This is a genomic window from Herbaspirillum sp. NPDC101397 (assembly GCF_044767325.1).
Classification (GTDB): Bacteria; Pseudomonadota; Gammaproteobacteria; order Burkholderiales; family Burkholderiaceae_D; genus Herbaspirillum.
On record NZ_JBIWNS010000002.1, the window covers coordinates 220,260 to 232,692 of the forward strand.

General features: G+C 59.2%; 11 protein-coding genes. 2 read left to right on the forward strand and 9 right to left on the reverse strand.

All coding sequences use genetic code 11. From position 1 onward, the window contains the following. Positions 1-118: 118 nt before the first annotated feature. A complete protein-coding gene (locus ACIROW_RS05800; RefSeq protein ID WP_402272940.1) occupies positions 119-1,054 on the forward strand; it encodes a glycosyltransferase in 936 nt (311 codons plus the stop codon). 22 nt (positions 1,055-1,076) lie between these two features. Further along, positions 1,077-3,572 carry an aldo/keto reductase gene (locus ACIROW_RS05805; RefSeq protein ID WP_402272942.1) on the forward strand — a complete coding sequence of 832 codons (2,496 nt, stop codon included), beginning with the start codon at positions 1,077-1,079 and terminating at the stop codon, positions 3,570-3,572. Positions 3,573-3,578: 6 nt separating this feature from the next. On the opposite strand, the gene ACIROW_RS05810 is transcribed toward ACIROW_RS05805, so the two are convergent. The 9 genes from ACIROW_RS05810 to thrS all read right to left on the reverse strand — a co-directional run bounded on the left by ACIROW_RS05810 (position 3,579) and on the right by thrS (position 12,220). Beyond that, the gene (locus tag ACIROW_RS05810; protein ID WP_402272944.1) at positions 3,579-4,106 is read right to left on the reverse strand and encodes a GNAT family N-acetyltransferase; all 528 of its coding nucleotides are present in this window, start codon (positions 4,104-4,106) and stop codon (positions 3,579-3,581) included. Between the two features lie 88 nt (positions 4,107-4,194). After that, positions 4,195-4,590, reverse strand: a complete 396-nt coding sequence (locus tag ACIROW_RS05815) for a MerR family transcriptional regulator (RefSeq protein WP_402272946.1) — start codon at positions 4,588-4,590, stop codon at positions 4,195-4,197. Between the two features lie 14 nt (positions 4,591-4,604). Next, positions 4,605-5,021, reverse strand: a complete 417-nt coding sequence (locus tag ACIROW_RS05820; RefSeq protein ID WP_402272948.1) for an integration host factor subunit alpha — start codon at positions 5,019-5,021, stop codon at positions 4,605-4,607. A gap of 35 nt (positions 5,022-5,056) precedes the next feature. Further along, positions 5,057-7,483, reverse strand: coding sequence for a phenylalanine--tRNA ligase subunit beta (gene pheT, locus ACIROW_RS05825; RefSeq protein ID WP_402272950.1), 2,427 nt, complete (start codon positions 7,481-7,483; stop codon positions 5,057-5,059). A 113-nt stretch (positions 7,484-7,596) separates the two neighbouring features. Then, positions 7,597-8,613, reverse strand: a complete 1,017-nt coding sequence (gene pheS, locus ACIROW_RS05830; protein ID WP_402272952.1) for a phenylalanine--tRNA ligase subunit alpha — start codon at positions 8,611-8,613, stop codon at positions 7,597-7,599. Positions 8,614-8,875: 262 nt separating this feature from the next. Then, a complete protein-coding gene (gene rplT / locus ACIROW_RS05835; protein ID WP_007882754.1) occupies positions 8,876-9,235 on the reverse strand; it encodes a 50S ribosomal protein L20 in 360 nt (119 codons plus the stop codon). 25 nt (positions 9,236-9,260) lie between these two features. Next, entirely contained in the window at positions 9,261-9,458 is a 198-nt protein-coding gene (gene rpmI, locus ACIROW_RS05840) for a 50S ribosomal protein L35 (protein WP_083830894.1), read from the reverse strand. 267 nt (positions 9,459-9,725) lie between these two features. Then, entirely contained in the window at positions 9,726-10,247 is a 522-nt protein-coding gene (gene infC, locus ACIROW_RS05845) for a translation initiation factor IF-3 (protein ID WP_083457935.1), read from the reverse strand. A 65-nt stretch (positions 10,248-10,312) separates the two neighbouring features. Then, the gene (gene thrS, locus ACIROW_RS05850; RefSeq protein ID WP_402272956.1) at positions 10,313-12,220 is read right to left on the reverse strand and encodes a threonine--tRNA ligase; all 1,908 of its coding nucleotides are present in this window, start codon (positions 12,218-12,220) and stop codon (positions 10,313-10,315) included. Between the last annotated feature and the right edge of the window lie 213 nt (positions 12,221-12,433).

Sequence of the window (12,433 nt, forward strand, 5' to 3'; positions counted from 1 at the left end):
TTTACTCATTAATTCTTGATTTGACTGTCTGTATCAGACAGCATACGCAAGCATAAGCAAGACTGAGCCCGGCTACAAATTTATTTACACACGACAAGACATGCACAAGGAAAACCTTATGCAAGACGCTCAGAAACAGCCTCTTGAGCCGGTGGAAGCGCCTCCAGCGACCAATCCGCGCATTGTGCCGCTGGTCATCATTTCACCGGTGCGCGACGAGTCGCAATACCTGCGCCTGACGATGGACTCGATGGTGGCGCAGACGTTCCGCCCGCTGGAATGGATCCTGGTCGATGACGGCTCAGCCGACGCCACCCCGGACATCGTGCGTGAATACGCCGAGAAATACCCGTTCATCCGCCTCGTGCCGCGCCAGAATCGCGGCTTTCGCAAGCTGGGCGGCGGCGTCATCGCGGCCTTCAACTTCGGCGTCGAACACATCCAGAACAAGGATTACCAGTACATCGCCAAGCTCGACGGCGACATGTCGTTCGGTCCGCAATACCTGGAACACATGTTCCGCAAGCTTGATGAAGATCCCAAGCTGGCCGCTGTATCGGGCAAGGTCTATCGTCATGAAGACGGCCAGTTCATCGAAGAAAGCCATATCGACGAACAGGTCGCCGGCCAGTTCAAGCTGTACAAACGCACCGCGTTTGAAGACATCGGCGGCTTCGTCCAGCATCTGTCGTGGGACGGCATCGACGTCCATACCGCGTGGATGAAGGGCTGGAAAACGTTCTGCTACTACGACCCCAAGGCATGGCTGTGGCATCACCGCATCATGGGCTCGTCCGACAAGCACATCTACGAAGGCCGCTTGCGCTGGGGTCGGGGCAACTGGTACATGGGTTACCACCCGCTGTACGCGATCGCCACCGGCGTCAACCGCATGCGCGAAAAGCCGGTGGTCATCGGCGGCCTGCTGATGATCTTCAGTTATTTCTGGTCCGGCCTGCGCCGCCTGCCGCGCTACGAAAACCTGGAGTTCCGGCGCTATCTGCGTCAATGGCAGATGGCCCGCCTGAAGAACCACTTCTTCGGCAAAAAATGACCAACACGCTCTTTTCGCTTCCATGCCGATACTGACCGCGCTGCCTGCCGACCGGACCTTCGATCTCTGCGTGGTCGGCGCCGGTCCCGTCGGATTGACGCTGGCGCTGGAAGCTGCGGCACGCGGCCTGCAAGTACTACTGCTGGAATCCGGCGGCGCCGCCAATAACCCGGCGACGCAGCAATGGTCGCACGCCACCGTACTAGACCAGCAAGCCCACGCGCCCATGGAACTGGCGTCGAACCGCGCACTGGGCGGCAGTTCATGGTTATGGGGCGGACGTTGCGTACCATTCGAAGCGATCGACTTCGAACCGCGTAAGTACGTGCCGCATTCCGGATGGCCGTTTACGCTGGACGAGGTGCTGCCGTGGTACGACAAGGCCGCCGACTACCTGGACTGCGGCACGGCGCAGTTCCGTCAGGCCCCGCAGCACTGGCCTGAAATGAATGAAATCGAACTGTCGCAACTGGAGCGCTGGGCGCGCCAGCCGAAGCTGGCCGGCAAGCTCGGTCCGCGCGTGCTGGCCTCGCCCTGCATCCATATCCTGTTCGACGCCACTGTCACCGGCATCGTTTTCGACGACGATCAGCGCAGCGTCAGATCGCTGCAGGCGCGTCACAAGAATGCCACCATGACGGTACAGGCGGCCCACTACGTGCTGGCCGGCGGCGGCCTGGAAACCACGCGTCTGCTGCTGTCCGCGCAGGAGGGACATCCAGACCTGTTCGGCGGCCTCGGCGGACCACTCGGCCGCTATTACATGGGCCACATCTTCGGCAGCATCGCCAGCCTGACGCTGACGCAGCCGGGGGATTTCGCCGATCTCGATTTTTCCGCCGACGACACCGGCACGTATGTGCGCCGCCGCTTCACCGTATCGGAAGAAGCGCAGCGCAAGCATCATGTGCTGAACACCTCGTTCTTCGCCGACAATCCGCCGTTCTACGACGAGCGTCATCGCAATCCGACGCTGTCGCTGGTGTTCCTCGGGTTGTCGTTCCCGGCCATCGGCCGCCGCATGATTTCGGAAGCGATCCGGCTGCGGCACGTAGGGCCACCGCCGTACCGCTACGGCGCGCATCTGCTCAATGTCCTGCGCCGTCCCTGGCAAGCCGCCGCCGACGTGCTGACCATCCTGCGCCTGCGCTACGTCTCGCCGGTGCGCAAGCCTGGCTTCGTGCTGCGCAATCAGGGCGGCACGTATGCGCTCAACTACCACGCTGAACAAATTCCCAATCCGGATAGCCGCGTCACGCTGAACCGGGAGTACGACGCCCACGGCATGCCACGCCTGACCATCGACTTCCGCTATCTCAAGGACGATGCTGAATCTGCGCTCAAGGCCCACGAGATCCTGGATCGGCAATTACGCGCTGCCGGCAAAGGCAAAGTCGAATACCACCGTTCGCCGGATCAGCGCATCGGTCACATCCTGGAACAGGCCACCGACGGTTTCCACCAGGTCGGCACCACGCGTATGCACGATGATCCGCAACTGGGCGTGGTGGATCGCGATTGCCAGGTGCATGGCGTCGCCAACCTGCACATCGCCTCGAGCAGCGTTTTCCCGACCACCGGCGAAGCCAATCCGACCTTTTTGGCAGTGGCCTTGGCAGCCCGGCTGGCGGATCGGCTGGTTCAGCGTCTGAGCACGCCGGTCGCGCAAGATGCAGCTGCGTCGACGAGCACCCCTCTTCTCTTCCAACCTGGATCCCAGCGCATGCAAACCATTCGTATCCCCGGCACGTCGCTCGACGTCAGCCGGCTGTCGTTCGGCACCGCCAGTTTGCATCATCTGTTCAAGGGACCGCAGCGGCAGGCGCTGCTGACGGCGGCGCTGGACGCCGGCTTCACGCACTTCGACACGTCGCCGTATTACGGCTTCGGCCTGGCGGAAAAATCGCTGGGGGAACTGCCGGCAGCAGAATTGCAGCGCATCACGATCGCCAGCAAGGTCGGCCTGTACGGACCGAACGGCGCCAGCCCCAGCGTGCCTGAAATCCTGCTGCGCAAAGTCGCAGGCAAAGCCATCCCTGCCTTGAACAAACCGGTGGTCGACTGGAGCATCGCGCGCGCGCAAAAGAGCCTGGAAGACAGCCTGCGCCGCCTGCGACGCGGCTGGCTGGACGTGTTGTTCCTGCATGAGCCGGTGCAGGCGCTGATCGCTACCGATGAATGGCAGCGCTGGCTGGAGTCGCTGGTGCAAGCCGGCAAGATCCGTCACTTCGGCATCGCCGGCGAGGCGCCCATGATCGCCGCCATGCTGCAAGCCGCACCGTCGCTGGCGCAGATTGTGCAAGTACGCGACAGCCTGGACAAGCGTCAGGCCGACGTCCTCGCGCAGCATCAGCGCGCATTGCAATTCACGTATGGGTATCTGGCGGGCGGCGGGCAACCGGGCAGTGATGGCGTGGCGGTACTGCGCCAGGCGCTGCAACGCAATCCGGGTGGTTCCATCCTGGTATCGACGCGACGCGTGGAGCGCGTGGCCGAGCTGGCGCGCGCGGGATCGTAGTCTGAACTAGCACCCGGCAGCCAGCACCAGGTATCGGGCGTCGCTGTCGTAGCTGGCGATCTTCTTCGCCAGTGCGGCGTCGACATGTTCGTACGGCATGAAGCCGCGCCGTTGCCAGTACGCCGCCGAGTTGTTGACCGCCATCAGCGCAGCGCAGGCAAATCCATGGGCTGCGGCCAACTCCCTGATGTAGTCAACCAAGGCGCCGCCCAGACCTGACCGGCGCGTCTGCGCAGTTAACGCGACGTCGTGCAGATACAGGCAATCAGCCTGCGGCGACAAACCATCCAGCAAGGAATTCAAGGCCGGCGGTTGCCCGAGCACGCCCGGATGCGCGATGGCGTAACCGAGCGCGGTCCCCTTCACATCGACCGCAAGCAGGCAGCCCTGAGCAAACAGGCGCAGCCGCTCCGCAAACACCGCCGGCGACTCCGGATAGTCCGGATGCACTTCTGCGGCGATCGCCGTCACGGTCGGCAAATCGGTGTCCAGCATGGCGCGCCAGGTAACACCGTTGCGTACGTCATTGTTCATGTTCTGTGCTCTCCAAAAACAAAAAAAGCCACCGTTGCCGGCAGCTTTTTGTCATGCATCATCGCAGCAGCAATGACACCGGGCCCAATCAGGCGCGCGGACTCAGCAATTGCAGGATGCCGTTGAGCTCGACGCGCACGGCTTCGATTTCGTCCGCTCCCATCGAGATTTCGATGTCTTCGGTGATATCCGACTGGTCTTCATGCAGATGGCCGTCGAGCTTGTTGCGGGCGCCGCTGATGGTGAAGCCTTGCTCGTACAGCAGTTCGCGGATGCGGCGAATCAGCAGCACTTCGTGATGCTGGTAATAGCGGCGGTTGCCGCGCCGCTTGACCGGTTTCAGCTGGGTGAACTCCTGTTCCCAGTAGCGCAGCACGTGCGGCTTGACGCCACACAGCTCGCTGACTTCACCGATGGTGAAATAGCGTTTGGCGGGAATCGGCGGCAATACGATCACCGCAGGTTTATTGACACGTTCGTTCATGGAATGGGATTACGTTACACAGCAGCAAGGGCGAGAGGCTGGCCGCTCGACATCTCGACCATTTCCTTGAGTTTCTGGCTGGCGTGGAAAGTGACAACGCGGCGCGCAGTAATCGGAATCTCTTCGCCCGTCTTCGGATTACGACCCGGACGCTGCGGCTTGTCGCGCAACTGGAAATTACCGAATCCAGACAGCTTCACCGCTTCGCCACGTTCGAGCGCATTGCGAATTTCATCGAAGAACGTTTCAACCATGTCCTTCGCTTCGCGCTTGTTGAGACCGACCTGCTCGAACAAAAGTTCGGCAAGTTCTGCCTTGGTCAGCGTGGGGAGGTTTTTTTCCGCCTGCGAGCGCACCTCGGATTCGAGTACCGCGCGTTGCAGGTCGGCATCCAGCACAGATTGAAATTCGTTTGAATTCACGTTGTTCATGACGGGTGAGTCGCCTCTTACCGATTTATAAATTGTTATGTACGCAATCTGGCGGCAAGCTTACCCGTTGCAGCGGCTACGATAGCGGCCATTGCAGCGTCAACTGTGTCGTCCTGGAGTGTGTTTTGAGTATCTTGCAAGGTGAATCGGAAAGCAAGACTTTTTTCGTCATTTTCCAAGCCCTTTCCTTGATATTCATCAAATAAAACAATGGCTTGGATGATTCCGCACGCAGCGTTGCGCTGCTGTTCCGCAGCGAAAATATCACGCAATTCCTGGACCTGAACAGCCTGCTTGACGACCAGTGCGAGATCGCGCGTGACCGCCGGGAATTTGGAGATTTCCGCGTAGGCCGGCACGTCGCGTTGCTGCAGCGCCGCTGCATCAATCTCGAAGACGACCGGCGCCAGCGGCAGGTCGTATTTCTGTTGCAGGCGCGGATGCAGTTCGCCGATCAGGCCGATGTTCTTGCCGTCCAGCTCAACCTGGGCCGAACGTCCCGGATGCAGCGAAGGATGCTCGACGCGGGCGAAGCGCAGGACGCGCGGCGCGAACAAGGCTTCCAGATCCGCCTTGACGTCGAAGAAGTCGACGTTGCGGGTATCCTGCCCCCATTGCTCGTCAGCCACCGGTCCATAGGCCAGGCCGGCGACGCGCTTGGGTTGGTGATAGCCGGCCACTTCCAGCGGGCCGTCCTGCACTTGCGCATCACGATGGAACACGGCGCCGATTTCAAACACCCGCACGCGGTTGGCCTTACGGTTGATGTTGTAGCGCACGTTGGCGACCAGGCTGGCGATCAGCGAGGAGCGCATCACGTTCATCTGGCTGGCGATCGGATTGAGCAGCTTGATCGGCGCCTGGTTGCCGGCGAAGTCGGCTTCCCATGCGCTCTCGACGAAGCTGAAATTGACCACTTCCTGATAGTCGAGGTCGGCCAGCAGATGACGGATGGCGAACAGCGAACGAACGTTTTCCGGCGCGATCTTCATCTCGCTGGCGGCCACCGGCGGCAAGGCCGGGATGTTTTCAAAGCCGTACACGCGCGCGATTTCTTCGATCAGGTCTTCTTCGATTTCGATGTCGAAACGGAAAGACGGCGGCGTCACCGCAAACAGGCCGGGCTCTTGCGTGAACTGCAGGCCGAGGCGGGTGAAGATGTCGGCGATCATGTCGTCGGTGATGGCCACGCCGATCACCTTGGTGGCGCGCGCAGTTCGCACCTTGACCGGCTCGCGCTTGGGCAGGTTGACGATCTGGTCGTCGACTGCGGCGACCTTGGTGTCGGGCGTGCCGCAGATTTCAATCAGCAAGGCGGTAATGCGCTCGATGTGTTCGACCACGGTGGCGAAGTCGACCCCGCGTTCGAAACGATGCGCGGCATCGGTCGAGAAGTTGAAACGGCGCGCACGGCCTTGGATCGCCTGCGGAAACCAGAACGCGGCTTCGAGATAAATATTCGTGGTCTCGAGCGAAACGGAAGTCGCGTCGCCGCCCATGATGCCGGCCAGCGATTCGAGTTCCTTGTCGTCGGCGATCACGCCGACCCATTCGTCGACTTCAACGGTGTTGCCGTTGAGGAGCTTGATCTGTTCGCCCTTCTTGCCCCAGCGTACGTCGAGGCTGCCGTGGATCTTGTCCAGGTCGAACACGTGCGACGGACGACCGAGTTCCAGCATGACGTAGTTGGAGATGTCGACCAGCGCCGAGATCGGGCGCTGACCGCTGCGCTCGAGGCGCTGCTTCATCCATTGCGGGGTTGCCGCCTTGGCGTTCAGGCCGCGGATCACGCGACCGGCAAAGCGGCCACACAGATCCGGCGCGGAAATCTTGACCGGCAGTTTTTCATCGAGGTTGACGGCAACCGTCTGGAACGTCGGCTGCTTCAGCGGGGTATCGGTCAGGGCCGACACTTCGCGCGCCACACCAAGCACGGACAGGCAATCGGCCTTGTTCGGGGTCAGCTTGATGGTGAACTTGAGGTCGTTGAGCAGGAAGTAATCGCGGAAATTCTGGCCGACCGGTGCATCATCCGGCAACTCGAGCAGGCCGCCGTGATCTTCCGACAGCTTCAGTTCGCGCGCGGAGCACAGCATGCCTTGCGACTCGACGCCGCGCAGCTGGCCGACCTTGATCTCGAACGGCTTGCCGTCGGCGCCCGGGGGCAACACGGCGCCTGCCATCGCGCAAGGCACCTTCATGCCGACGCGAACATTCGGCGCGCCGCAGACGATGTTGAGGATGGTGCCGGTCTTGACATCCACCTGGCAGACGTTGAGGCGATCGGCGTTCGGATGCTTGGCGACTTCCAGCACTTCGCCGACCACCACGTTGGAGAACGGCGGTGCGACCGCTTCGACTTCTTCCACTTCCAGGCCCGACATCGTCAGCATGTGCGACAACTCATCCGAAGTCATCTTCGGATTGACCATGGTGCGCAACCAGTTTTCAGAGAATTGCATGATGAATACTTTCAGCTATCGTCCGCTTGCGTGCGCGCGGACATTCAGACAGTTCGCGGGGCGGCGCCATGGATCTCGGCGCCGGTCCTGCCTCGGCATTGTTCAGTTGAGCGTCAGTTGAATTGCTTCAGGAAACGCAGATCGCCTTCATAGAACAGGCGCAAGTCGTTGATGCCATAGCGCAGCATGGTCAGGCGCTCAAGGCCGGAGCCGAACGCGAAGCCGATGTATTGCTCGGGATCGAGACCCATGTTGCGCACCACGCTCGGATGCACCTGACCGGCGCCGGAGACTTCCAGCCAGCGGCCCTTCAGGGGACCGCTGCCGAAGGCGATGTCGATTTCCGCCGACGGCTCGGTGAATGGGAAATACGAAGGACGGAAGCGCACCTGCAGGTCGTCGGTCTCGAAGAAGGCCTTGACGAAGTTGAGGTACACACCCTTGAGGTCGGCGAAACTGATGTCTTCGGCAATCCACAGGCCTTCGACCTGGTGGAACATCGGCGAGTGGGTTGCATCGCTGTCGACGCGATAAGTGCGGCCCGGGGCGATGACCTTGATCGGCGGCTTGTTCATGCGCGCATAGCGAACCTGCATCGGGCTGGTATGCGTACGCAGCAGCAGCGGTTTGCCTTGCGTGTCGTTGCCTTCGATGTAGAAGGTGTCCTGCATCGAACGCGCCGGATGATTTTCCGGGCTGTTCAGTGCGGAGAAATTGGTCCAGTCGGTTTCGATTTCCGGACCATCGGCGACATCGAAGCCGATCGAGCGGAAGATTTCTTCAACGCGTTCCCACGAGCGCATCACCGGATGGATGCCACCCTTGGCGCGGCCGCGGCCCGGCAAGGTGACGTCGATCGCTTCGGCGTTCAGGCGCTCCTGCATCTGGGCGTTGGCAAGAGCGTCGCGGCGCGCGGTCAGCGCGTTCTCGATCTGCTCCTTGGCGGCGTTGATGACGGCGCCCTGCACTTTGCGCTCTTCCGGCGCCAGCTTGCCCAAGCCCTTCATCTGCTCGGTGATCTGGCCGGTCTTGCCAAGATATTTGGCTTTGGCGTTTTCCAGGGCGGCGGCGTCAGGTGCGCCGGCGAAATCGGCCTGGGCCTGTGCAACGAGTTGTTCTAGGGAATTCATGCGGTAAGTCTCGCTCCATTCAGATGGAAGTCTGAGTAATCCAAAAGCCGTTCGGCTTTGACGACGAAGTCGAAAAAATGAAATCGAAAGTGAAATCGAAATGAAAACAGCTGCTTCAAAAACCGCTGCAAATTTCAGTGTGAAATCGCCATGTAAAAGCGACTGTCTGAAACGACTGCGGGGCACAGGTATTTCACCTCTGCCCCGCAGGATTTTTGCAGTGCCGTCCGGCACCGGACGACGACTGCAGCAACACGGCTAATTACTTAGCGATGTTGGCCTTCACCTGATTGACAATCGCAGCGAACGCTGGCTTGTCAGTCACGGCCATGTCGGCCAGAACCTTACGGTCCAGTTCGATCGAAGCACGCTTCAGGCCGTTCATGAACACGCTGTATGTCACGCCATGCTCACGAGCAGCAGCGTTGATACGAGCGATCCACAGTGCACGGAAAACGCGCTTCTTGTTGCGGCGGTCACGGTATGCGTATTGACCAGCGCGCATGACTGCTTGCTTGGCGATACGATAGACGGTGCTGCGGCGACCACGGTAACCCTTGGCTTGCGCCAGGACTTTTTTATGACGGGCACGTGCTGTTACCCCACGTTTAACTCTAGGCATAGTAGCTCCTTAGTAATGAGTGAGGTTAGGCGTTCGGCATCATGCGCATGACTGATACGACGTCTGCAGCATTGACATTGGTAATACCGCGCAACTGGCGTTTAACTTTTGTGGTTTTCTTGGTCAAGATGTGGCGCTTGAAAGCGTGACCACATTTGATCGTTCCACCTGGACGTACACGGAAGCGCTTTTTGGCGCTGCTTTTCGTCTTCATTTTTGGCATGACACTATCTGTCCTTTTTTGGACAGCTCCATTTTTTGATGATTGCAGGTGGCAGCAATGCGCTGCTCTTTGATGCCTGCTCTCACTTATTGGCAGCAGTTTTCACTGCTGCTTTTGCGAGAAACAAAAGAACTGCTTCCCGACAAAATCTTCGGCTTCGCTACAGCTATCGCTTGCGGACCGGGATACGCATCGCAAAGACTTATCCTGCGATGCGCGAAGAAGCATGGCTGCTTCTTCTTGCTTTATGGAAGAAACAAGTTTTGCTTACTTCTTCTTTTTTGGCGCCAGGACCATGATCATCTGGCGTCCTTCCATCTTCGGAAACTGCTCGACCTGGCCAAACGGCTCCAGATCAACCTTCAGGCGCTCCAACACGCGCATGCCGATTTCCTGGTGAGCCATCTCACGGCCGCGGAAACGCAGCGTGATCTTGGTCTTGTCACCCTCTTCCAGGAACTTGGTCAGGTTACGCACCTTGATGTTGTAATCGCCGTCATCCGTGCCAGGGCGGAATTTGACTTCCTTGACCTGAATGACTTTCTGCTTCAGCTTGGCTTCATGAGCTTTCTTCTGCTCCTGATATTTGAACTTGCCATAATCCATCAGGCGCGCAACAGGAGGTTGTGCGGTCGGTGCGATTTCCACCAGATCCACATTAGCCTCTTCCGCCAGACGGAAAGCTTCAGCCAAATTGACGATGCCAAGCGGCTCGTTATTGACCCCGGATAAACGCAATTCCGGTGCTGTAATTTCACCGTTGATGCGATGCGACTTGTCAGTAGCTATTGCAGTTTCCTTTTAACGTCCAATAAATTAAGCCGTGCTCTTGCGCTGGAAGGAGCTTGGCTCCTTTAGGCTTTGGTTTCCACCTCGGTTTTGAGGCGTTCCACCAAGACATCGATAGGCATGACACCCAGATCGACATTGCCCCGCGCACGCACGGCCACTGTGTTTGTATCGCGCTCTTTATCGCCGACCACCAAAATATAGGGCGGCTTCTGTAAAGAATGCTGCCGTATTTTATAGGTAATCTTCTCGTTACGCAAATCGGTCACGACTCTAAACCCTTGTTTTTTCAGCGTTTGAGCAACGTTTTTGACGTATTCGGCTTGCGCATCGGAAATATTCAGGATTACAACTTGCTCGGGAGCAAGCCACAGCGGCATGGCGCCGGCGTGATTTTCGATCAGAATCGCGATGAAACGCTCCAGCGAGCCGACAATCGCACGGTGCAGCATGACCGGAACCTTGCGGTCGTTGTCTTCCGTGACATATTCCGCACCCAGGCGCGCCGGCATCGAGAAATCGACCTGCATGGTGCCGCACTGCCAGGAACGGCCGATCGAATCCTTCAGGTGGTATTCGATCTTCGGACCGTAGAAGGCGCCCTCGCCCGGCAACTCTTCCCACTCAGTGCCGGAGGCACGGATGGCTTCGCGCAAGGCGTTTTCAGCCTTGTCCCACACGGCTTCTTCACCGATGCGCTTTTCCGGACGCAGCGCCAGCTTCACGGCGACGTCGGTAAAGCCGAAGTTGTCATAAACCTCGCGCACCACCTTGTTGAAGGCGGCGACTTCGTCCTGAATCTGGTCTTCGGTACAGAAGATGTGACCGTCATCCTGGGTAAAGCCGCGCACGCGCATCATGCCGTGCAAGGCACCGGACGGCTCGTTGCGATGGCATTGGCCGAATTCGCCGTAGCGCAGCGGCAGGTCGCGGTAGCTGTGCAGACCGGAGTTGTAGATCTGGATGTGGCCAGGGCAATTCATCGGCTTCAGCGCGTAAGCGCGATTTTCCGACTCGGTCGTGAACATGTTTTCACGATAGTTTTCCCAGTGGCCGGTCTTTTCCCACAGCGAGCGATCGAGGATTTGCGGCGCCTTGACTTCCTGGTAGCCGCTGTCCTGGTACACGCGACGCATGTATTGCTCGACCTGCTGCCAGATCGACCAGCCCTTCGGATGCCAAAAAATCAAACCCGGCGCTTCGTCCTGGAAGTGGAAGAAGTCCAGCGCGCGGCCCAGCTTGCGGTGATCGCGCTTCTCCGCCTCTTCCAGCATGTGGAGGTAGCTTTCCTGGTCTTCCTTCTTGGCCCAGGCGGTGCCGTAGACACGCTGCAGCATCTCGTTGTTGGAGTCGCCGCGCCAGTAGGCGCCGGCCAGCTTCATCAGCTTGAAGACCTTCAGCTTGCCGGTGGATGGCACGTGCGGGCCGCGGCACAAGTCGGTGAAGCTGCCTTCGGTGTAAAGCGACACATCCTGGTCTTGCGGAATGGATTCGATGATTTCGGCCTTGTAGGCTTCGCCGATGGACTTGAAGTAAGCCACCGCCTCGTCGCGCGGCAATACCTTGCGGGTGACGGGCTCGTCCTTCTTGGCCAGCTCGGCCATTTTCTTTTCGATCGCGACCAAGTCTTCCGGGGTAAACGGACGCTTGTAGGCAAAGTCGTAATAGAAGCCGTTGTCGATCACCGGACCGATGGTCACCTGGGCATCCGGGAACAGCTCTTTCACCGCGTACGCCAGCAAGTGGGCGGTCGAGTGACGAATCACTTCCAGGCCATCCGCATCCTTGTCGGTGACGATGGCCAGGTCGGAATCCTTTTCGATCAGGAAAGACGTATCGACCAGCTTGCCGTCGACCTTGCCGGCCAGCGCCGCTTTGGCCAGGCCGGCGCCGATGTTGGCGGCGACTTGCGCCACGGTGACGGGCGCATCGAATTGACGTTGCGAACCATCGGGGAGACGAACTGAGACCATTTTGAACTCCATCCCGGCAAATTTTGCCGAAGCTTGATTTATAGAATGCGGAAAATGCGGACGAAAAAAAACGCGGACCAGCCGCGCTTTTTCAGAAGACGAAAAAGAACCCGACTAGCGTCGCGTAGTGACCTTGGTGGTAGTTCGCGGTGTCATAACCGGTTTGCCTTTCTCGCTCTTACAGATGTTGGGGTGGTGCTGAATAGTTCGATA